Consider the following 23118-nt stretch of genomic DNA (forward strand, 5'->3'; position numbering starts at 1 on the left):
CCTATACTAAATTGTCATCACTGTATGCTTCCCCGCTTGTGGGGTCATCTTCAATGGTAATAAATTTTGTGTATTCTCCATGGAATTTAAGCTTAACGGTTCCTACACTACCGTTTCTGTGCTTTGCAATTATAACTTCTGTTGAGTCATCTTCACTCTCTTGATTATAATATTTATCTCTGTAAAGCAGCATTACAAGGTCCGCATCCTGTTCTATCGCTCCGGATTCTCTAAGGTCCGAAAGCATAGGTCTTTTATTTGTTCTTGCCTCAGGACCACGGGATAACTGACTTAAAGCTATAACCGGACATTCCAACTCTTTTGCGATTGACTTCAGAGTTCTAGATATTATGGAAATTTCCTGCTGTCTGCTTTCGCTTCTTTCGTTTATCGTCATCAGCTGCAAGTAGTCTATTATTATCAAATCAAGACCTTCCGTAGCCTTAAGCTTTCTGCACTTTCTTCTTAGTTCTCCTACTGAAATTCCCGACGTATCGTTTATAAATAATTTCACGTCTTTCTCTCTGATATCTCTTACTGTATCATATAAGTTTGACCATTCGCTCGGGAAAATATTCGCTATCCTAAGTCTTGACGAATCTACTTCTGCTTCCCCCGACATAATCCTGTTGGCAAGTTGCCTTGTAGGCATCTCAAGAGAAAAAATCGCAACGGATTTATTATGTCTGATCGATGCATTTTGCGCTATATTTACCGCCAATGCAGTTTTACCCATACTCGGTCTTGCAGCAATAAGAACAAAATCACCCTTTTGAAATCCCGAAGTTATATCATCTATTGCCTCAAATCCGGATGGAACTCCTATTACCTTTTCATCTAATTTTTGAATTCTGTTAAGTTCGTTTACTGCATCACTGACGGCATCGGATAATTTTGTAAAATCCGTGGCATTGTTATCCATCGAAATATTATAAACAGATCTTTGAGCACTCTCTATCATATCGGACGCATCGCTTACATCGGTATAACACCTGTCTATTACATCCCCAAGCTCCCTTATAAGTCTGCGCCTTATTGACTTCTCTTTTATTATTTCACAATAATTTTCAATATTGTTTGTAGATACAACGCTGTCTCCGATTTTTGTCAAAAACTCATATCCGCCGATTTTATCGAACACATCATTTTCTTTAAGTTCATTTGAAAGTGTAAGAGTATCAACGGCTTTGCCTCGTTGAGATAATGATAATATTGATTTATATACCCATCTATGTTCTCCATCATAAAAGTCATCCTCACTTAGAACTTCTCTTACAATACTTATGGTTTCACTGTCTATTAACATGCAGCCGAGAACACACCTCTCGGCATCGCTATTGTGAGGCATAACCTTTAAATTTAATTTATCTGCCAATTTTGACTCCTTACTTTCATAAAATTTATGATAATACTTTTATTCTCCTACAACATTTATTGAAACATTTGCTTCTACATCTTCAAATAATTTTATCTTTATTTTATGCTCGCCTTTTGTCTTTATGTTATCCATAACGATTTTTCTTTTATCTATCTCTATACCGCTTGCGTCTTTAATTGCAACGCTCACGTCCATTGAGGTTACAGAACCGTATAATTTACCGTCCGGTCCTGTTTTCGTTTTTAAATCAACTTTGATTTTTTCAAGTTTTTCTTTTGATTTTTTTGCTTCTTCGATAAGCTTTGCTCTGTTTTCCTTTTCAAGCCTTATCTCTTCTTCCAGTTTATCTATATTAGCTTTTGTAGCCTCTACCGCTTTTTGGTTTTTAAGTAAAAAGTTATTTGCATAACCGGTCTTAACATTCTTTATTTCTCTTCTTTTTCCGATACCTTTGATATCTTCAAGCAATATTACCTTCACGCATACCCCTCCTATTATATTTAATAATTAGTATTATATCATAATTTATATTAAAATAAGAAGAAATTTACATTAAAGAAAAATTAATTATAGTGTAAAAACTTCTTTGTATGATATACTTTCTTGACTAATGAATCCAAAAAAAGTAAAATATATTAATAATATTTATATTGTAATTGTTCATTTTATATTAAATTCAAATTTATAAAGGAGATTAACATGAAAGTAAATAAAGAAGATGTTTTATATACAGCCTCTTTGGCAAAAATCAACATAAGCGAAGAAGACGCTGAAAAATACACAGAAACATTGCAAAAACAGTTGGAATATGCAAAATCTTTGGACAATATCGACACAGAAAACATAAAACCTTTGGCTCATGTTCTAAATTTGGAAAACGTAGTAAGAGAAGACAAGATAAAAGAAGGACTTAGCATAGACGAAGCATTGCAAAATGCACCAAGCAAAGACGAAAGATGCATTAACGTACCAAAAATGTTATAAAAAACGAAGGTAAAAAATGGATAAAATACAAATTAAAATACCTGCGAAGGTAAACCTCGGCCTTGATATAGTAAGGAAAAGAGAAGATAATTATCATGATATAAAAACAGTAATGCATTCCATAAATATATATGATTATCTGACTTTCGAAAAATCCGATAATATTTCCATTACCTGCAATCATAACGAAGTCCCGAGAGATGAAAGCAATATAGTTTATAAATGTATAAAAACAATAAGCGAATTAACAGACAATAAACATAAACTGTTATCCGTACACATAGAAAAAAGAATACCTGTATGTGCAGGTCTTGGCGGAGGAAGTGCAAACGGAGCAGCTGCACTTATTGCATATAATAAAATTTACGAACTAAACCTGACAAAAGAAGAGTTATGCAAAATAGGGAGCAAAATAGGTGCGGACATTCCTTTTTTAATTCACAGCGGAGCAGGTCTATGTGAAGGAATAGGAGAAAAAATACGACCTATTTACCCTTATATTCCGTGCTACATCGTATTATGCAAACCGGACTTCGGAGTAAGCACAAAATTTGCATACGACTTAATAGACAATGCAAAAGAACTTTTAAGGCCGGATTTTACATCTCTAATGTCAGGACTTCTGGAAGCGGATAAAAAGAAACTGAAAAAAGGACTGATAAATGTATTTGAACCTTTTGTATTGGAAAAATATCCGGAAGTAAAATACATAAAAGATAAATTTGAAAAACTCGATGCCATAGGAGTACAAATGAGCGGTTCCGGTCCGAGCGTTTTTGCCCTTTACGACAGTCTTTCAAAGGCACAATATGCATACGAAGCATTTCGTAAAGAATATGATACCGTATTTTTAACAAATTTCACGGAAAGTGAAAATGCACTTCTTACATATGAATTAAAATAAACAAAAAGCAGTTATGAAAAATAACCGCTTTTTTTATTAAAATTAACATAGTTAATAACAACCAGACAATAATATATCAATCATTTCACTTACGGCATTTTCGTTGTTTGTCTTTGACAAAACAAACTTTGCCGCATTTTTTGCCGTATCCGATGCATTCTTAACGGCAAAAGAATACTTTGTATTTTGAAGTAATTCAATATCACTGTCTTGATCCCCTATAGTTGCCACTTCATTTGAACTTACACCATAATAATCCATAAGTACGGTTAATCCTGTAAATTTATTTACTTTCGTCGGGCGTATATCATAAACATTTCTGTCAACCGTGCCGTACATTGAAGAAGGAAGGTAACTTATAAGATAGTCAAGATCTTTCTCATCTTCAAAACGCACTGATATTCTGTAACAATTTTTAAGATTCTTCAAGTCACCTTTTATCAAAGAATCTTCTTTTATCCATGTGGTTATATCCTTATAAAGCGCTCCCTTTTTGTCATAAAAGTATCCGTCTTTATTTAAAGGCATAAATTCTCGGTTATCTTTTTCAAATTTTTTAACCAGATAAGCATAAACATCATTGTCTATTGTAACAAGCTCCTTGCAACCTTCCTTATAATCAATCATGATTGCACCGTTTACACCTATATGTTTGTACCCATATAAATCCAATTGTTTTACTACAGGCTCTATTGATTCCGTATTTCTTCCTGAAATAATACTTACAATAATATTACAATCAACACATTTTTTTATTGACTCTTCATCTTTCTTTGATATCGTTCCGTCATCTCTGACAAGAGTTTTGTCCAAATCCAAAACAAGAAGTTTAACCATATTTATTCCCCCTGCACTATTTTTATCAAATCCATTGGGTTTTGAATATGATATTCAACTTTACAATTCCTTTTTTCTTCATCATTCCCATACCCATAATCGGCCATTACGGAATCCGTCCCGTTTTTATGCCCTCCGATTATATCCGTGGGTTTATCTCCTATCATCAACACTTCTTTAGGGTTATGTATATTCATTTTTTCCATTACTTCTCTTACCAAATCGGATTTTTCTCCTCTGGTCTGCATGGTATCCTGGGCAACAACCACTTGAAAGAACTTTTCGATATTAAAATATTCTATTTGCAATTTCACATTTTCTATAGGTTTATTGGAAGCAATCGCCATTTTTATTCCCATTGATTTTAAAGACACAAGCATTTCATATACTCCTTCATATAAGGAAGCTTCAAAACATCCATGTTCCTGTACATATTTTCGATGTATCATTATCGCTTCTTTTCCCGTTTTTTCATCAAAGCCATACTTTTCTATTATCAACTTTGCAAAAGGAGGACCTATAAGTTTTTTTACATTTTCAATGCTTTCCTCTATTCCATACGTTCCGAGCGCTTTAACAAAACCTTTGGCTATTCCAAGCCATGAATCAACAATAACTCCGTCAAAATCAAATATTACAGTATTGTATTTCATATCCATCCTTCTTTCTCTATATGAGTATATTTTATAATAATCATCTTATTAATTCAAATATATGAATATAAAAAATCTGATTATATAAAAAAATTTAAAATAAAAAAATTTACATCACCTAAAATACCGACTACAAAAGCACTTTGGGAATATCAAGATAACCAAAAACAAGAAACACAATATATTGTGTTTTATTTCTATTGACAAAAACATAATATACAATATATAATTAATATCAGTCAGCGAAATACTATATAGCTCGTATATAATTTTATTAATATAAAGGGGATCGAATAATGATAACAGAAATACTCAAAAGAGATGGCAGAACAGGTAAATACGAACAAAGAAAAATAACCGATGCCATTTACAAAGCGGCGGAAGCAGCCGGAGGACAAGACTATGTAACAGCAAAAATGCTTTCAGATAAAGTTGATAAAATATTAAACGAAAAATATGTCGATATGATACCGACTGTCGAACAGATACAGGATATAGTCGAAAAAACTTTAATAGAAAACGGACATGCAAAAACCGCAAAAAATTATATTCTATACAGAGCAGAAAGAAACAAAGTCAGAGAAATGAACACAAAGTTAATGAAAATTTATGAAGATCTGACATTTCAAAGCTCTATAGAGAACGATGTAAAAAGAGAAAATGCAAACATAAACGGCGATACGGCAATGGGTACCATGTTGAAATATGGCTCAGAAGGTGCCAAAAACTTTTATGAAATGTTTATCTTGGACGAAAAACATGCGGCTGCGCATGCAAAAGGAGATATTCATATTCATGACCTTGATTTTTATACTCTTACAACAACCTGCTGCCAAATAGATTTAACAAAACTGTTTAAAAACGGATTTTCTACAGGTAACGGATTTATAAGAGAACCCAAAGATATAAGAACATATTCGGCTCTTGCGTGTATTGCTATACAGTCAAATCAAAATGATCAACATGGGGGACAAAGTATACCGAAGTTTGATTATGATTTAGCTGCAGGGGTAAAGAAAACTTATAAAAAAATTTATATAACAAACATGGGCAAAGCTCTTGAACTTCTTGCAAATATAGAAGAAGGCGAAAACACAGCAAAAACTATATATAAAAACATAGAAGAAAAATCAAGACTTTATCCAACTATTGATAAAAATGAAGAATTTTCGGTACTCGAAAGAAAAGAACTTGAAAATACCGTAACAAATAACAATATTGATGCACTTATATCATTCGCACAAAAAAGCAGCCTCAAAGAAACCGATAAGGCGACTTATCAAGCAATGGAAGCTTTAATTCACAATCTAAACACAATGCATTCCAGAGCAGGAGCACAAGTACCTTTCAGCTCAATTAATTACGGAATGGATACATCAAGTGAAGGAAGAATGATAATAAAGAATATACTTCTTGCTACAAAAGCAGGACTTGGAAACGGCGAAACACCTATATTCCCGGTTCAAATATTCAAAGTAAAAGAGGGTATAAATTATAATCCAGGAGATCCAAATTATGATTTATTCAAGCTTGCAATGGAAGTTTCAAGTGAGAGACTGTTCCCTAACTTCTCATTTATAGACTCTCCTTTTAACCTTAAATATTACAAGGAAGGAGATCCTGATACCGAGATTGCATATATGGGATGCAGAACAAGAGTAATGGCAAATGTGGATAAAGAAAAAGAAATTGTTACAGGAAGAGGAAACCTTAGTTTTACATCTATAAACTTACCAAGACTTGCCATTGAAGCAAAAGGCAATATAGAAAAATTCTATTCTGATTTAGATAAAAAAATCGATTTATGTGTAGATCAACTTCTCCACAGATTTAAAATACAATGTTCAAAAACAGTCAGAAATTCTCCTTTTTTAATGGGTGAAGGAATATGGCTTGACTCTGAAAATTTAAAACCGGATGATACAGTCGGAGAAGTTCTAAAACACGGAACATTAACAGTAGGATTTATAGGACTTGCGGAAACACTTACCGCTCTTGTCGGAAAGCACCACGGAGAAAGCGAAGAAAGTGAAAAACTCGGTCTTGATATAGTATCTCATATGAGAGAAAAACTTGATGAAGTTACACAAAAAACACATCTAAACTTTTCACTGATTGCAACTCCGGCAGAAGGATTATCAGGAAGATTCGTAAGAATGGACCGAAAAAGATACGGAATTATAAAGGGAGTAACAGATAAAGATTATTACACAAACTCATTCCACGTACCTGTAGGATACGGAATAAGTGCTTTCGAAAAAATAAAGAAAGAAGCTCCTTTCCATGAACTTACAAACGGGGGACATATAACATATGTTGAACTTGACGGAGACACCACAAAAAATCTTGAAGCATTCGAAAAAATAGTAAGATGTATGAAAGAAATGGGGCTTGGTTACGGAGCAATAAACCATCCCGTAGACAGAGACCCGGTATGCGGTTACAACGGTGTAATATATGATGAATGTCCATGTTGTCACAGAAAAGAAAGTGACACGGAAGTGCCATTCGAAAGAATAAGAAGAATCACGGGATATTTGGTTGGAACTTTAGACAGATTTAACAATGGGAAAAGATCAGAGGAAGCAGATAGAGTTAAACATGAAATAAATTCCGAAATGGAAACTTTATAGGAGGAAAAGAATGAATACGGCAAAAGAATTAACTTATGAAACAAAGATTGATAATACTAACGTATATGTATACGGTAAAATCGAAAACCTTACAAAAGAAGAAATAAAAGCTTATATAAAAGAAGTAGAAAAAGAAAAAAACAGCGAAGTTACAGAACTTAATTTATATGCAGACGAAGAAAGCGGATACATAGGAAGAAGCGCAAAAGTAAAACCTATTCCTTTTGACAGAATACGAAGGATTACAGGTTATTTAGTAGGAACTCTTGACAGATTCAACGATGCAAAAAGAGCAGAAGAATCAGAAAGAGTCAAACATTCGATGAATTCTGAAATGGAAACTTTATAATGAATGAAGAAAAGGAAATAAGAATAGCAGGGATAGTTAGAGAATCCATTGTTGACGGTCCGGGTATAAGATTTACTTTATTCGTACAGGGATGCCCACACCACTGCCCCGAATGCCATAACCCGCAAACACATGATTTCAACGGTGGACAAACGGTAACACATGAAAAAATATTAAATGCGATATTCGAGAATCATTTATTGAGCGGTGTTACATTTTCGGGTGGAGAACCTTTTATGCAAGCAAAAAGTCTTTACCTTATAGGGAAAAAAATAAAAGAAAAAGGTCTGTCATTAATAACGTATACAGGTTTTTTATTTGAAGATTTGCTTATCATGGGTAAAGAAAATCCATATATCATGAAATTAATAGAATTGAATGATTACATTATGGACGGCAAATTTGAGATTGAAAAAAAAACTTACAATAAAACCTTTGTGGGAAGTGCAAATCAACGTATAATAGACGTAAAAAAAACGATAGAAAATAATTATAAAGTAACAGAAAAAGACTTCTGAAATTCAGAAGTCTTTTATTTTGTAATAATCATAACAGTTTCTTCAAACCATTCACCCTCAAAAAACTCTCCCTTTTCAAGTTTTGAATGAGGTGTAAATCCGGCTTTTTTATATGCGGCAACGGCTCTTTCATTAACCGTTCTCGGACATATCTCAACAACATCCGCATTCTTTTCTTCGAATAAATATGTATACAGCATTTTAAGAGCTTTTGAACCAAGTCCTTTACTATGACCCATGTGACCTGCTATAAAAATATCTATTCCGTAAGCATTTTTATAATTTTCAAGTTTATGTTCTTTGTATGCTTCTTTTTTCAATGGGAAAAACTGTATATATCCACTGTCTTCACCCTCATATACAATAATACAACACTGAATATTTTCTTCTCCGTGAATTCTTGGAAGATATTTCTTTTTTAGTCCTTCAAGGGAATTATCTTTGTCTCTTCCTCCGTAAAATTTGCTTACCCTTTCGTCATCTCGCCATTTTCCAAGCATCGTAAGTTCTTCATCGGTATCTTGTAACTTTCTTATTTTTATCTCTTCATTCCCGCAAATATATTCTTTCATACTCTTTCTCCTGTTTTGGATAAATTTTATGTGCCTTCACATTTGTTCCTTTTTTACATTGTCAATACCAAACATCGTATATTGTGATAAAATCATTATAACATATTAATTTATTTTGATTAATTGAAAAGTAAAAAATATTGATATATAATAATTTTAAGAATTCTAAATGAGGTTTTTTATGGAAAAAATAGTAGACTTGCATATGCACAGTACTTATTCTGACGGAACTTTTACTCCGGTTGATATGATAAATATGATGAGTGATCTTGGTGTGGATTATGCGTCAATAACAGATCATGACAACGTAAAAGCATATGAAGATATCACAAATACAAAATTTAAATTGGATAAGCCCATAAATATAATTCCAGCAACGGAACTTGGATGTTCTTTTGACGGTGTTATAAGAGATGTTCTCGGTTATGGTATTGACAGAAAAGTAATAGATGAATTTGTAAGTAAAAGATATTCTGCTGAAGCAAAACTGGAAAAACAAAAGAGACTTTTAAACGAGTATAAAAGGGTATTCAGAGAAAACGGGATAGTATTCGATAACGGGCTTGAGGTTAATAGAGGAAATAAAAGTGAAGCTTTTATGGTTATGTATAACAGCCTCATAAAGTATCCCGAAAATGTAGAAAAATACCCGTTTATATCTAAAATTACTATGTTTTTTTGGAATTACTGCTCAAACAGCGACAGTAAGTTTTTTGTTGATGAATCAAAGGAATATCCTACAATAAAAGAGGGAATAGAACTTATACATAAAGCAGGAGGTCTTGCGTTTTTAGCTCATCCATGTATGTACAGAATAGGAAAATTAAAAACTCTTTTACTTATAAATCATGCAATAGAATGTGGGTTAGACGGTATAGAGGTGTTACATTCCCAACACACTTTTGACGATAAATTATTTCTTGCGGAAGTTGCAAGGAAATATAAACTTTATAAAAGCGGAGGAAGTGATTTTCACGGAGGAACAAAACCAGATATAAGTATGGTTAAAGGAAAAGGAGATTTAATAGTCTCGTATAATATGATTAAAGATTGGGTGGATAAAGTAGATAAGATAATACTAAAATAGAGAAGGTGTTTTTATGAATATAGACTTACATTTACATACTAATAATTCTGATGGCGATGACAGCACAAAAGAGATTATACAAAAAGCTAAAGATTTAGATATAGGTTTAATTTCCATTACTGATCATGATACCGTCAATGCATATGACGATTTAAGAAAAATTGATACAACAGGAATAAAAATTATTCCTGCCGTTGAGCTTTCTTGTGCCTATGAAAGTGAAATGAGAGATATACTCGGATACAATATAGACATAGAGAAAATGAGAAAAATCCTAAAAAGTCTTGAATCTAAAGAAGGCGATATTAAAAGAGAAAAAGAATTATTGACAGAGTATATTGATGTATTTAGAAAAAACGGGATCATAATTGATGAAGGTTTGGAAATAGAAGACGGAGAAAAAAATGAAGGATATAAAAAAACTATTATAAGTGCATTAGGACACGAGGAAAATATAAAAAAATACCCCTCTCTTATGAATCCGTCAGCATTCTTTTGGGATAATTGTGCAAATAAAAAAAGCAACTTTTATGTTGATGAATCACGATTTTTTAAAACAATAAAGCAAACAATAGATATCATCCACGAAGCAGACGGAATGGCATTTTTTGCCCATCCCTGTATTCATCATATGGAGCATGAAAGGGTAACAAAAATGCTTGACTGTGCAAGAAGTACCGGACTTGACGGTGTAGAAGTTTTGCACGCAAAACATTCCATTGAAGACAGAAAATTTTTAATCGATTACGCGAATAAACACAATCTTTATAAAAGTGGGGGAAGCGACTATCACGGAAGTCCGAAACCGGATATAAAAATTCTTACCGGCAGGGGAGATCTAAAAGTAGAATATGATTTAATAAAAGATTGGGTAGAAAACATAAAATAAAAAACGGCTCTAACTAATGAGCCGTTTTTTGTTACTATATTATACCAATATTTAGTTTAATTTATTCGTTTTTTATATACCTTATTATTCCACAAGGATTTCCCGCAGCAATTACATTCTTTGGAATATCTTTATTAACAACGCTACCTGCACCTACTATGGAATTTTCTCCAATAGTCACGCCTGGAAGAATTATTACATTTCCTCCTATCCAAACATTATCTTTTATATTCACTTCTTTTGCATAGCAATATCCATGTTTTCTCTTTTTGGGATTTTCGCTGTGACCTATTGTATATATTGAAACATTAGGAGCGATTCTTACATTAGATCCTATGGTTACTTTTCCCTGAGCCAGAATAGTACAGTTATGATTTATAAAAGAATTTTTACCTATTAAAATATGTTTACCGTAATCACAACTAAATGGCGGAAGTACATCTGCGCTTTTGTCTATTTCTCCCAAAAGTTTTTTTAATATTTCTTTTCTTTTGTCAATGGCAACTATATCACATCTATTATATTCATCCATAAGTTTTTTATTTTCAAGTAACATTTCAAAAAGAAAGGAATCTTCTATATATTCTTCTCCACTAATCATTTTTTTGTATTCATTGTAATTATTTTTCATTACTTACCCTTATATTAAGATAATATATCATTTGTTGTTTTAAAATGCATTTTACATACATTTATCAACTCTTCTTTTCCAAACTTATTCACAAAATCCTTTCCCTTTTCTATAACGATTCGATTTGCACCAAGCGGAAATTCAAAATTGTAATGTCGATTCATATTTTGCATGGTTGTTATAAGAGCATCCCTTGCCAAAATACTTGCCGCTGCAACAGCAATATTCTGTTCCGCTTTAGGTTTAAATATCATCTTTAAATCAAGCTCTTCCAAACCTTTTCTTATTTGCTCTTCTCTTCCGAATTTATCTATTAATGCATTTTTAAAAGGCTGTTTTTTGTATACATTTTTTATATTGGTTATATGTGCCCATGCAAGTATAGCATTTATATTGCCTATTTTACTATACAATTCATTGTATTTTTTCTGCCCTATTCTCAAAATAGAATAATTTTGTGTTATGTGTTTTATCTCGGTGGCAATTTTTACAATCTGATTATCACTTAAATTCTTTGAATCTTTTACACCTATTGTTTTTAACAAGTCATATTCTTTTTTATTTAAATATATGCTTCCAACAATTAAAGGAGCATAAAAATCCCCCTTACCTACTTCGTCACTTCCCAAAAGAGGAGGAGACATCAAGGGATACGATAACCCAGATTTATCTGCAATATTAAAATCAGAGGAACTTACTACGTTCCCCTGAAAATTATCATATATATTTTTAAGTAAGATATTCAAGCTTTCATCTTTGCATTGTGAAGTATCAAGGGTAATTCCCTTTTTCTTGCTCGAATAAATTCTGACAATATTATTCCCTATGTAAAATTGCATACCGTAAGCGATTTGTTTCGTATCTTTGATATTATATTCTTTTAACTTAGGAGAATTTTTTATCGTAAGATATAAGTTCTCTGGTGTTTTATTCATCTATCCTCCGATTAAAGCGGTTTTACAAATATCATCCTACCGGCAGCCGTTTGCAAAACACTAGTCACTACTGTATTAAGTTCCTCACCGATACGGCTTCTTCCTTCTTCCACGACTATCATAGTTCCGTCGTTTAAGTAAGCAATTCCCTGTGAATTTTCTTTACCCTCTTTAATTACTTTTACAAACAGTTCTTCTCCCGGCAAAACCACAGTTTTCACGGCATTGGATAATTCATTTGTATTCAAAACCTCTACACCTTGAAATTCCGCTATTTTATTTAAATTATAATCATTCGTTACTACTTTTGCATCTATGTCTATTGCCAATTTAAGTAACTTCGTATCCACTTCTTTAATATCCGGATAGTCTTTGTCAAGACTTATAACTTCTATCGGCATTTCTTTTTGTATCTGATTTAATATATCAAGACCTCTTCTTCCTCTGCTTCTTTTTACTCCGTCGGCAGAATCAGCTATCTGTTGTAATTCAAACAAAACAAAATTAGGCAAAATTATAGGCCCGTCTATAAATCCTGTCTTTAATATGTCTAAAATCCTTCCGTCAATAATAACGCTTGTATCTAAAATCTTTGCAACTCCGATAGGTATTTTAGAATTCTTTTTTGATGTTCTCTGTTTAAAACTTTCACTGTCAAAAGGATTTAAACCTTTTAAAAAATTCTCTGCATCCGGAGCTTTATACATCGAAATCGAAATAAAAACATATATACACGTTGCATATATCAAAATCGTAATAATACTTAACAGCCATCCGGGTAAGTTCATACTTTGAAACGGCAAGCATAAAAGAGCGGATAATATTAAAGCAAGTATTAAAGAGCCTACTACCAATCCTATTTGTGTAAATGTCGTATTGCTGAGTTCTTTACTTAGCTGTGTAAAAATACGTTTAAATAGTTTAGCGAAAAATGGAATAAAAATAATAAATATAAAACCGAATAAAATAGCTGCTAATATATAAACCGTACCCTTACCAAAAGTTGAAGTAATATTAATTCCAAGCTTTTGATATAAATGTCCGCTGTTTATAATCCAACTCCCAAGCTGTGCGCCTACCAATGCACCCAGTACAAATATAAACGCATAAAGTGCTTTTTTCACCTTTTTCACCTCCTTATTAAATTTTTTTAACATCTCAAGGTACAATACCTTAAAATAATTGTATAAGAAATGCTTGTAAAAGTAAATATGAATTTTATTAAAGTTATCTTAATTTTAGTAGAAAAGAATAAAAACTTTCGAAAAAACACACTTCATTTGATTTTTCCTGTAGAATCAATACCATAAAATTTTTATAACCTCTTTGATATAACTCATCAAGTATTCGCCCGTATACACATCCGACATCCAAAATTTCCCCTGAAATATCTACGTATTTTTTTAATTCCTTATGCTGAAAAGGAATTATAATGTCTTTTTATTTGCAGCTTTATCCCAATATAATTGCTGCTCCATATAAATTAATATATACTAAAAATCACTTACGAAAACGTAAGTGATTTTAATTAAATTATAATTATTTTTCATTTTTAACCTGTTTTCTGATTCTTATACCATTGGCAATGGCACATGCAAAGCTGACAATAACAAATACGGCCATAGCACCAAAACTCTTGAAAAATTCAGAGATTTTTACGAGTATAAAGTTAAGAGGTGTCGATGCATTTGAAATACAGCTTACCAGGTTAAACCCTTCAGGCAATTGATATGAAGCACTTAATGCAGCTTCAGTAAATATCGGAGCTATTGCCGTTGAAAGCAGCACTCCTATAGCCATCATTGATATTGCTATAAGCAAACTTCTAAAAGCATTTTCATTACACATAGGAACTATCAATGCCATTATATAAGGAGCGGAACTTAAATCCGTGAATGGCAAAAACTGATTCCCGGGAACGACGAGAGCAAGAAGTATAATTATAGGAGTAAGTATCAGCGCAGTAGCTATTGTTGTTGGATTTCCCAATGCTACAGCGGCATCCATACCTATGTAAATTTTACCGCGATTTTTAAATTTTTTGCTTATAATAACCTGTGCTCTTTCAGATATAGGTGTCAAAGCTTCTCCGAAATATTTTGCCATAGCCGGAATCAAAACCAAAGTAGCACCAAGTGTAATTGCTATTAGCAAGTATTTATCATATGCTTTTATACCATAAGCAAGAATACCTATTACCAAACCTATAACAAACCCTATGATAAGCGGATCACCTAAAACACCAAGTTTTTCTTCCAATTTTTTTGCATTTATATCTATTTTATTTAGTCCCGGAATCTTATCTATTATTTTATCAACAACAAAAGATATACTGGCAAGAACAACAGTCATAGTGTGAGGGAAGCTTATGCCTTCCATCTTAGTGACTTTCGCAATCCTTTCTGCCGTCAAATCCGCAAGAACAAGAGCTATAACAAATTCACATATTGCGGCAAGAAGCCCTAAAGGAACCGATGAAGTAACTATTGCAACCAAAGAACCGGTAAAAGCAAGTTGCCAAAAGTTCCATATATCAATATCAGCCGTTTGTGTTAAATTGAAGACAAGCATTACAATATTTACAAGTAAGCACACGGGAATAATTACCGCACCAACCTGAGTCGAAAATGCAATTTGTGCAGCAGTAGGCCAGCCCACATCCAAAATATTCAAATTCAAATTTAAATTTTCTACCATCTGCTGTGCAGCCGGACCGATTGTATTCCCAAGAAGATTAATAACCAAGTTTATTCCTATGAACGCAACCCCTATGGTAAGTCCGGATTTTAATGCCTTGCCAAACCCTGTTCCTATACATAATGCTATTACAAATATAATGATAGGCATCATTACACTCGCACCTAAATTTGACAAAATATCGAAAAAGCCTAGAATATAATCCATAACCTTTCCCCCCTTAACGATTTATATAAATAAATTATATAACTTTTTTAGTATTCCGTCAAAGAAAACATAATGATTTTTGAAGCAATGTTTTATTATATTCTTAATTATATTTATCTTTAATTAGCGAATAATAAATATGCTTTTTCAAATGTTATAAAAAATAAGTTTTGTACTATAAAATAAACAAAACTTTTTATGCAAGCCAATAACCTCTGCATACATTATAAAAACAAATATAAATTTCCTTTTATAATTAATAAAGGACAGGATAAAACATTTCCTGCCCTTTATATTCAATTGGATTTGTTTTTTATTCTTCTTCTGGTATTTTCCATATCTTCACTGCTTACACCCCATAAAACCATAGCAATTTTATTTACTGCCCTTTTACGCACTCTGCTGCCGTATTCTCTGGAATATCCCAAGATATCACTTATTTCAGTCATTCTTTGCATTTTAAAATATCTCATGATGATAATTTTTCTTTCCAATTCATTTAAACATTCCAATGCTTTCTCTATTTCAAAAACCAAGGTTTCTTTTTCTTTTAATTCTTTTTGCAATAAAAGCCTAAAGTCAGAGATATTATTGGACTCAGCGGCAACAAAATCATTGTATAACCTTTTTGAATTTGCAGCAATATAAATTGATTGAGATAAGGAACTTTCCGTGTCAAGTTCTTCAAGTCTTTTCTTTATCATCTCTATTCTTTTTATTAAAAACGGATAATCATAAAGCCTTTTTTCGGTTTCTTTATACAATTCACTTTTCATATTAATTCCTCCTGCAACTAATGCCCCTATCGAACACTTTTTCTATAATCATAGATTATCACACATTTAGTGATATTGTCAAGAATAATTATACTATTTGTGTGTTTTTATATGTTTTACACTCTATGAGTGTATTTTATCTTGAAAATAGCACTAATTTGTTATATTATTAATTTATAAATAAGATTATCCTTATAAATTATTAATTATATTTAAGGGGAACTACGATGAATAATATAGGAGAACGTTTAAAAAATCTCAGAAAGAAAAATAAATTCACACAAAAAGAACTGGGTGATAAACTGGGGGTACATTCAAATACAATAAGCATGTATGAAAAGGGAAACAGAAATATACCTTCAGCGATGCTAAAAGAAATAAGCGAAATTTTTAATGTAAGCATCGATTATCTTTTAAAAGGAGAAGAAGAACAAGTAAAAGAAAAAAGTTTTTCCTCTCTTGACGAAACACTTTTAAATGATGAAAATTACTTAAATTTGACATTGAAAAACTTACTCAAAGATTCAACCATGGTTGCCTTCCAAGATTATAAAAGGTGGAGTATAGAAGACAAAAAAGAACTTTTGCTTATTTTACTGGATAAAAAATAAAATCATCCTTTCATAAATAAGGATGATTTTATAATTCATTTCTTCCTATAATTGCATTTGCCAATGTAGCCCCGTCTGTATATTCAAGATCCGCACCTTGAGGAAGCCCTTTTGCTATTCTGGTAACCTTTATATCGTCAAAAGGTTTTAACAGCTTTTTAATTACCATTGCTGTCGTTTCGCCTTCAACATTAAATCCCGTAGCCAAAATTACTTCTTTTATTTCATCTCCGGTACCTATTCTGCTTATAAGCTCTTTGATCCTTATATCTTCTACCATAATCCCCTCCATGGGAGATATGACTCCGCCCAAAACATGATATAACCCTTTATATTCTTTTGTTTTTTCTATGGCGATAACGTCTTTTGATTCGCTTACAACCAATATAGTTGATCTGTCTCTTTTATTACTTGAACATATATCACATGGGTCTTTATCAGTTATATTATAACAAACAGAACAATATTTAAGCTCTTTCTTTGCTGCTTTAATTGCATCAGACAGACTGTCAACATCACTCTGTTCCATATTTATTATATAATAAGCAAGCCTGCTTGCTGTTTTTCTTCCAACACCCGGAAGCTTTGATAATTCATTTATAAGATTAAGTATAGGCTTTGAATAGACACTCATTTTATAATCCCGGTATATTTAATCCGCCAAGCCCGCCTGTAATGGAACCCATTTTGCTGTTTGCATCATTTGAAGCCTTATTTATCGCTTCATTAACTGCGGCAACTATCATATCACAAACGATTTCCGCATCTTCTTCTTTTAACATATCAGGATCAACTTCAATGGATTTTACTAACTTCTCTCCGCTTACAACGGCTTTAACAGCACCCCCGCCGCTTGTTGCCTCATAAGTTGATTCTTCTAACTCTTTTTGCATTTTTTCCATATCAGCTTGCATTTTTTGTACTTGTTTCATCATTCCGGACATACCGGCCCCTCCGCCGAATCCGTTCATTCTTCCTTTAGCCATATTTATACCTCCATTATTCTTCTTTAGCACCGAATATTTCCATTATTGATGCATCATAATCTTCATCTACGTCTATAATATCGTCATCCAATACTATTTCATTGCTTATAGCAGACAACTCCTCATCAGAAATATACTCTTCTTCTTGAGACATTATCTCATCCAAATGATACTCAGGTTTAACCTCATTATCTGTTTTTTCGATAATCTCCTTAGGCTTTATTTCCGATTTCAGTTCAACATTTTTTGTTTCCTTTTTGATATTCAAATCTTCTCTTAAACTCTTTAAGCTGTTTTTACTGCTATCATTTTTATATATTAATTTTATCTTTTTGTCAATATACTTTACATTTAATTTTTTCCCGGCTTTTTCTTCCAGAATTTCCTTAAAAATCTTATCTCCATTGTTATCAAAGTAAAAATCCATCATATTTAAAGCTCTATCGGGATATATTGTAATTGTATCTTCATCCATCGATACGACTTTAAATTTGTTTACACTCATTCCAACCAAAGGATCTTTATTACTGTTTATTATATATCTTTGTGTTAAAGAAAGGATTTTTTCGGCATAAGCAATCTCTTTTTTATCCACAATAATTTCATCATTATCAGGTCTTATCTTGTTTGGCTTTTCTTTTAAGGTTATTATTTCCTTTTTATCCGGCAAAACAGAATTTCCTCTGTTCATGTTCTTTAATAAATCAACTTCTCTTTTTAAATGCGAAAGTTCCCTTACTTCTTTTTCCAATGCTTTAATTCTGTCATTTAAAATATCTATACTTTCATTATTCTGAATTAAATGATCAGGCTTAGCTATATAGTTATCATTATCTTGAACAGAAATTCCTTCACATAGATTAATAATTTTTGCTGTAAATAAAAATTCGGGTTCACTGAAAAACCGCATATCATTTTTAAGTTTTGACAATTCATATAATATATTGCTTATCCGTTTACTGTCCTCTTTTGAATTGAACTTTTCTGACAGCGAATCAATATAAGACTTACTTTTATTTATAATCTTATCAGGCTCTCTGACATTAATCGCAACTATCTTATTTGAAAAATATTCCATTAACTGTGTAATGATATTTCCGACTTCACGCCCTTTTTCTAAAAACGTATGCGTTGAAGAAATACTTTTATCAACATCACCTTCAAGAATTCCATTTGCGAGCATAAAAACATCTTCGTCACTGACAAGCCCCAGTATATCATCAACGATTTCTTTTGTTACATTATTATCCTTAACAACAGAAATTGCCTTATCCAATAAACTTAAAGCATCTCTTAGCGCTCCTTCGGTATTTAATGCAATTAAAGAAAGAGCTTCTCTTTCATATCCAATACCCTTTTTTTCTAAAATACCGGCTAAATGATTTACAACCGTCTCACTGTCTATACGGGAAAAATCGAAACGCTGACAACGGGATAAAATCGTTGGAAGTATCTTATTAGGTTCAGTTGTCGCGAAAATAAAAACAATGTGAGAAGGAGGTTCTTCCAAAGTTTTTAATAAGGCATTGAATGCTTCCGTAGTAAGCATATGTACTTCGTCAATGATATAAACCTTATATCTACCGAAATTCGGCATATAACTTACTTTTTCTTTTAAATCTCTGATTTCATCGATTCCTCTGTTTGAAGCCGCATCAATTTCAATAATATCGGCACTGTCACCTATATTTACATCATTACATGAAGCACATTTATTACAGGCCTCTCCGTCCTTACTGTCTAAACAGCAGATACTCTTTGCAAATACTTTAGCGGTCGAGGTTTTTCCTGTACCTCTTATCCCGCTGAATAAATAAGCATGAGAAATAGAATCATTTTTAATCTGATTCTTAAGTATATTTATTATATTATCCTGACCTATTATTTCTTCAAAATTTTTAGGTCTGAATTCCCTGTATAAAACAGTATAACTCATTATAATACCTCTATGTTTTTATATTCGAATACTTTATCTATCAACTCATTTATTCTATCATTATTACCCAGTAAATACAAATAACCAAAGACACATTCCAAAGCCGTAGCCAAACGATAAGTCGCAATATTAACACTCTTTGAAGAATGTTTTATTTTCGTATTACGACCTCTTTTTGCAACGTTCATTTCATCTTCTGTAAAATAACTTTTCAAATAAGAAAAAATATCGGCTTGATACAAAGCCGAAACATAGTTCATACTCATATTGTTGAGTTCCTTTACGCCTCTTATACCAAGCCTTATTAAAGTTTTTCTTATATTTACTTCATATACACTATCCCCAAGATAGGCAAGCTCTTTACTTCCCACAGATAAAACATTTTTTTTCTGATCTATTTCTGTTTGTGCCACTTTACACCTTCTCTTGTATCTTCTAATACTATACCTCTGTCAAGCAAATCATCTCTTATTTCATCAGCCAATGCAAAATCTTTATTTTTTCTTGCTTCTTGTCTTTTTTCAATTAAATTGACAATTTCATCTTCAAGAATATCTTTTTCTTTTCTTCTGGAAAGAAGTCCCAAAACATTATTTAATTCCATATATATGTCATAAGCACACTGAGCGGCTTCCTTTGAAGAATTTTCATCAATATTTGTATTTATATCTTTACTGAGTTCAAATACGGTACTTACAGCATTCGCAGTATTTATATCATCTTCCATTGCTTTTTTAAATTCTTCTCTGTATTTTGAAAGGGATGACACAAATTCCTTTTCGTCCTCGTTCATATCCGATTGTGAAGCTTTATCTAAGATATAAATTAAATTATCTCTTGTATTATAAAGCCTGTTAAGAGCACTCTCGGTCTGCTTCAATATTTCAAAAGAAAAATTTACAGGAGTTTTATAATGAGCAGAAAGCATAAATAATCTTACTACTTCCAAATCAAACTCTTTCGAAATATCCCTTACGGTAAAAAAGTTTCCTTTTGACTTGGACATCTTCTCATTATTAATATTTATATATCCGTTATGAATAAAATAATGAACATATTCTTTACCGTTTGCGCCTTCTGACTGTGCAATTTCATTTTCATGATGAGGAAAAATCAAGTCTTCTCCTCCACCGTGAATATCTATAGTTTCTCCAAGATATTTTCTGCTCATGGCAGAGCACTCTATATGCCATCCGGGTCTGCCTTTTCCCCATGGAGAATCAAAAGCTATTTCACTTTCTTCTTTTTGTCTCTTCCATAAAGCAAAATCCAAAGGAGACTCTTTTTCATCACTGACCTCTACCCTTGCACCCGAAATAAGTTCGTCTATAGGTTTTTTTGATAACTTTCCGTAATCCTTAAATTTACTTACTCTGTAGTATACATTTCCGTCAACATTATAAGCGAATCCGTTTTTCTCCAAATCTTTTATCAAATCAATTATATCATTTATACATTCACTTACCCTTGGATGTACAGTTGCTTTTTTTATACCCAGCCCTTCAGCATCCACAAAGTACTCTTCTATATATTTATCTGACACTTCTTTTGATGTTACATTATCTTCTTTTGCTTTATTTATAATTTTATCGTCAATATCCGTAAAATTTTGTACATAGTTTACTTTATAACCTATATATTCCAAATATCTTCTAAGTGTGTCAAAGATAATTGCAGGTCTTGCATTGCCTATATGAATAAAATTGTACACGGTAGGACCGCATACATACATATTTACTTCATCTTTATTAACAGGGACGAATTCCTCTTTCTTTCTTGTTAAAGTATTATATAACTTCATCTACTCTTTCTCCTTCAATAAACATACACTGTACGCCTTAATACCTTCTTTTCTTCCACTGAATCCAAGCTTTTCTTCAGTAGTGGCTTTTATACTTATGTTTTTTACTGGAGTATTCATAATAAAAGAAATATTTTCACGCATTTTATCTATATAAGGTGCAACTTTCGGAGCTTGTAATACAAGTGTTATGTCGGCGTTGCATAACTCATAGCCTTCTCTATCTATCATATTGCATACTTCTTTAAGCAAAATCATACTGCTTATACCTTTATATTTATCATCAGTATCAGGAAAATGTTTTCCTATATCGCCTAAAGATAACGCACCAAGTAAGCTGTCCATCAACGCATGTACCAACACATCGGCATCAGAATGCCCTATCAAACCTTCTGTCCAATCTATCTTTTCTCCCGCTAATATCAAATCTTGATTTTTGCCAAGTCTGTGAACATCATATCCAAATCCAATACGCATATTAATACCTCTAATAAACTAAAATTAAGATTTCGGCACGAGCAACTTTGTAAAGAACTTTGTAAATCCATTTTCTTTTTTCACTCTTGAAGAAGGTCTATTCAACATAATTTCGTTATCACATTGAAGACATGTAAGCTTTACTATTTCCCCATCTTTATAAAGAGCTCTGTGCATTGTATCTTCCAAACAATTTTCACAAAACAAGTATGTTTCAACAACGAATTCCTTTGACATACGAATTACCCCATTTCTTATAGTTTATCATATTATGAAATAAAAATAAATTTTTTTCTTACGCTTTAAAGCAATATCTCATCATTTATCATGATAAGTTTGGATGAGAAGGTTTTTGTAAAATGATTTTGTCTGTCATATATATTATATACGTTTTCTTGGCTATTAAGATTTTCTTTTTTAAATACTAAATATCTGTCTTCATAAAAGCCCAAAAACATAAACGAACTGAATAAATCATTTTTTTGCCAAGAAAAAACTTTTCTTATTCTACTGTCATAAATAATCTCATTATCGTAATCATTGGTAGCCTTAAAATAAACCCTATTATCAAATTCAACACTGTTTAAAAAAATATTTTTACTTTTATGTCTCTTTATAACTTTTCCGCAAAGGACATCATAAAACAATATTTCATTGTCATAAAAAGGTTTTGATAAAAATAAAACCACACTATCATCCGATTTTCCTAATATAGTTATATAATTTAAACCTTTATTAGACCTTAAAATATTATACAAAATTTCTTTTTTGCTTTTTATAGAAAATATCAATTCATCAAGAGAGATCAAATATATATTATTCTTAAAGTTATCTTCTCCCGTTATATCAAGAGAAGTAAAAAAATTCTTTATGTAAAACTCTTCTATAACCACAATTTCTCTTTTAGACTCAAAATCTTTAAATAATATCGGAGCATTTAATAAGTTTTTTAATACCGTATCTTCTATTAGAATAAAACCGCCCCTTTTATCATACATATAAAGAATCAAATCACCATAATCTACCGACCTTAAATAAAAAAACACATATCCTTTTAAAACAAAAAAATCTATAATTTTATCGTAAACGTTAATTAGAAAATCAAAAACATGAATGATTACATTTTTACTGAGCTTATATACTGCAATACTGTTTCCTACCCGACCGAGAATATAAGTGCTTTTATCGTAATCATCTTTTTTAAAATCAAAATATTCCTCAAAAAAAAGAATGTCACGAGCGGTACTTTTCTCTTTA

26 protein-coding genes are annotated in these 23118 nt (G+C 31.8%); 8 read left to right on the forward strand and 18 right to left on the reverse strand.

Annotation, left to right across the window (positions count from 1 at the left end):
- Position 1: 1 nt before the first annotated feature.
- Positions 2–1375, reverse strand: coding sequence for a replicative DNA helicase (dnaB, locus tag QZ357_RS02920; protein ID WP_290771591.1), 1374 nt, complete (start codon positions 1373–1375; stop codon positions 2–4).
- Between the two features lie 39 nt (positions 1376–1414).
- Positions 1415–1858, reverse strand: a complete 444-nt coding sequence (gene rplI, locus QZ357_RS02925; RefSeq protein ID WP_290771593.1) for a 50S ribosomal protein L9 — start codon at positions 1856–1858, stop codon at positions 1415–1417.
- A gap of 219 nt (positions 1859–2077) precedes the next feature.
- Here rplI and gatC point away from each other — a divergent pair, with 219 nt between their 5' ends.
- Both gatC and ispE read left to right on the forward strand, forming a co-directional pair.
- Complete coding sequence (gene gatC / locus QZ357_RS02930; RefSeq protein WP_290771595.1) at positions 2078–2362, forward strand: Asp-tRNA(Asn)/Glu-tRNA(Gln) amidotransferase subunit GatC; 285 nt, start codon at positions 2078–2080, stop codon at positions 2360–2362.
- Positions 2363–2378: 16 nt separating this feature from the next.
- A complete protein-coding gene (ispE, locus tag QZ357_RS02935) occupies positions 2379–3266 on the forward strand; it encodes a 4-(cytidine 5'-diphospho)-2-C-methyl-D-erythritol kinase (RefSeq protein ID WP_290771597.1) in 888 nt (295 codons plus the stop codon).
- Positions 3267–3317: 51 nt separating this feature from the next.
- On the opposite strand, the gene QZ357_RS02940 is transcribed toward ispE, so the two are convergent.
- Complete coding sequence (locus QZ357_RS02940; RefSeq protein WP_290771599.1) at positions 3318–4103, reverse strand: HAD-IIB family hydrolase; 786 nt, start codon at positions 4101–4103, stop codon at positions 3318–3320.
- A 2-nt stretch (positions 4104–4105) separates the two neighbouring features.
- Positions 4106–4756 (reverse strand): HAD hydrolase-like protein, encoded by a 651-nt coding sequence (locus QZ357_RS02945; RefSeq protein ID WP_290771601.1) that lies wholly within the window; start codon positions 4754–4756, stop codon positions 4106–4108.
- Between the two features lie 296 nt (positions 4757–5052).
- Between QZ357_RS02945 and QZ357_RS02950 the strand changes: the two genes are divergently transcribed.
- Genes QZ357_RS02950 through nrdG form a run of 3 tightly spaced genes read left to right on the forward strand, consistent with a single transcriptional unit; the run spans position 5053 to position 8256 of the window.
- A complete protein-coding gene (locus QZ357_RS02950) occupies positions 5053–7389 on the forward strand; it encodes an anaerobic ribonucleoside triphosphate reductase (RefSeq protein ID WP_290771603.1) in 2337 nt (778 codons plus the stop codon).
- Between the two features lie 10 nt (positions 7390–7399).
- Positions 7400–7738, forward strand: a complete 339-nt coding sequence (nrdD, locus tag QZ357_RS02955) for an anaerobic ribonucleoside-triphosphate reductase (protein ID WP_290771605.1) — start codon at positions 7400–7402, stop codon at positions 7736–7738.
- A complete protein-coding gene (nrdG, locus tag QZ357_RS02960) occupies positions 7738–8256 on the forward strand; it encodes an anaerobic ribonucleoside-triphosphate reductase activating protein (RefSeq protein ID WP_290771608.1) in 519 nt (172 codons plus the stop codon). The genes nrdD and nrdG overlap by 1 nt, the downstream gene beginning before the upstream one ends.
- Before the next feature lie 14 nt (positions 8257–8270).
- Here nrdG and QZ357_RS02965 read toward each other — a convergent pair whose 3' ends face one another.
- Entirely contained in the window at positions 8271–8828 is a 558-nt protein-coding gene (locus QZ357_RS02965; protein ID WP_290771610.1) for a GNAT family N-acetyltransferase, read from the reverse strand.
- A gap of 181 nt (positions 8829–9009) precedes the next feature.
- Here QZ357_RS02965 and QZ357_RS02970 point away from each other — a divergent pair, with 181 nt between their 5' ends.
- Both QZ357_RS02970 and QZ357_RS02975 read left to right on the forward strand, forming a co-directional pair.
- Positions 9010–9915 carry a PHP domain-containing protein gene (locus QZ357_RS02970; protein WP_290771612.1) on the forward strand — a complete coding sequence of 302 codons (906 nt, stop codon included), beginning with the start codon at positions 9010–9012 and terminating at the stop codon, positions 9913–9915.
- Positions 9916–9928: 13 nt separating this feature from the next.
- Entirely contained in the window at positions 9929–10804 is an 876-nt protein-coding gene (locus QZ357_RS02975) for a PHP domain-containing protein (protein WP_290771614.1), read from the forward strand.
- 61 nt (positions 10805–10865) lie between these two features.
- Here the strand turns inward: QZ357_RS02975 and QZ357_RS02980 are convergent, their stop codons facing one another.
- The 5 genes from QZ357_RS02980 to QZ357_RS03000 all read right to left on the reverse strand — a co-directional run bounded on the left by QZ357_RS02980 (position 10866) and on the right by QZ357_RS03000 (position 16050).
- Entirely contained in the window at positions 10866–11435 is a 570-nt protein-coding gene (locus QZ357_RS02980) for a sugar O-acetyltransferase (RefSeq protein ID WP_290771616.1), read from the reverse strand.
- Positions 11436–11449: 14 nt separating this feature from the next.
- Positions 11450–12370 (reverse strand): ribonuclease HIII, encoded by a 921-nt coding sequence (gene rnhC, locus QZ357_RS02985; RefSeq protein WP_290771618.1) that lies wholly within the window; start codon positions 12368–12370, stop codon positions 11450–11452.
- Between the two features lie 11 nt (positions 12371–12381).
- Positions 12382–13494 carry a PIN domain-containing protein gene (locus tag QZ357_RS02990; protein WP_290771620.1) on the reverse strand — a complete coding sequence of 371 codons (1113 nt, stop codon included), beginning with the start codon at positions 13492–13494 and terminating at the stop codon, positions 12382–12384.
- Between the two features lie 415 nt (positions 13495–13909).
- Positions 13910–15274, reverse strand: coding sequence for a PTS transporter subunit IIC (locus QZ357_RS02995; RefSeq protein ID WP_290771622.1), 1365 nt, complete (start codon positions 15272–15274; stop codon positions 13910–13912).
- A 296-nt stretch (positions 15275–15570) separates the two neighbouring features.
- On the reverse strand, positions 15571–16050 hold the full coding sequence (locus QZ357_RS03000) for a sigma factor-like helix-turn-helix DNA-binding protein (protein ID WP_290771624.1): 480 nt from the start codon (positions 16048–16050) through the stop codon (positions 15571–15573).
- A gap of 227 nt (positions 16051–16277) precedes the next feature.
- Between QZ357_RS03000 and QZ357_RS03005 the strand changes: the two genes are divergently transcribed.
- Positions 16278–16661, forward strand: a complete 384-nt coding sequence (locus QZ357_RS03005; RefSeq protein WP_290771626.1) for a helix-turn-helix transcriptional regulator — start codon at positions 16278–16280, stop codon at positions 16659–16661.
- 28 nt (positions 16662–16689) lie between these two features.
- Here QZ357_RS03005 and recR read toward each other — a convergent pair whose 3' ends face one another.
- The 8 genes from recR to QZ357_RS03045 form a co-directional block, all read right to left on the reverse strand.
- Complete coding sequence (gene recR / locus QZ357_RS03010; protein WP_290771628.1) at positions 16690–17295, reverse strand: recombination mediator RecR; 606 nt, start codon at positions 17293–17295, stop codon at positions 16690–16692.
- Position 17296: 1 nt separating this feature from the next.
- Positions 17297–17647 (reverse strand): YbaB/EbfC family nucleoid-associated protein, encoded by a 351-nt coding sequence (locus QZ357_RS03015; RefSeq protein WP_290771630.1) that lies wholly within the window; start codon positions 17645–17647, stop codon positions 17297–17299.
- Between the two features lie 13 nt (positions 17648–17660).
- Positions 17661–19583, reverse strand: a complete 1923-nt coding sequence (dnaX, locus tag QZ357_RS03020) for a DNA polymerase III subunit gamma/tau (RefSeq protein WP_290771632.1) — start codon at positions 19581–19583, stop codon at positions 17661–17663.
- Positions 19583–19996: a ribonuclease III domain-containing protein gene (locus tag QZ357_RS03025; protein ID WP_290771634.1), complete on the reverse strand. Its 414-nt coding sequence runs from the start codon at positions 19994–19996 to the stop codon at positions 19583–19585. The genes dnaX and QZ357_RS03025 overlap by 1 nt, the downstream gene beginning before the upstream one ends.
- The gene (gene cysS / locus QZ357_RS03030; RefSeq protein WP_290771636.1) at positions 19978–21384 is read right to left on the reverse strand and encodes a cysteine--tRNA ligase; all 1407 of its coding nucleotides are present in this window, start codon (positions 21382–21384) and stop codon (positions 19978–19980) included. The genes QZ357_RS03025 and cysS overlap by 19 nt, the downstream gene beginning before the upstream one ends.
- Positions 21385–21861, reverse strand: coding sequence for a 2-C-methyl-D-erythritol 2,4-cyclodiphosphate synthase (ispF, locus tag QZ357_RS03035; RefSeq protein ID WP_290771638.1), 477 nt, complete (start codon positions 21859–21861; stop codon positions 21385–21387). It lies immediately after the preceding gene.
- A gap of 24 nt (positions 21862–21885) precedes the next feature.
- The gene (locus tag QZ357_RS03040; protein WP_290771640.1) at positions 21886–22098 is read right to left on the reverse strand and encodes a hypothetical protein; all 213 of its coding nucleotides are present in this window, start codon (positions 22096–22098) and stop codon (positions 21886–21888) included.
- Between the two features lie 65 nt (positions 22099–22163).
- Positions 22164–23118 (reverse strand): hypothetical protein (locus QZ357_RS03045; RefSeq protein ID WP_290771642.1); only part of this gene is annotated, 955 nt, incomplete at its 5' end.

It is taken from the genome of Anaerofustis sp. (assembly GCF_019420015.1).
Lineage (GTDB): Bacteria > Bacillota > Clostridia > Eubacteriales > Anaerofustaceae > Anaerofustis.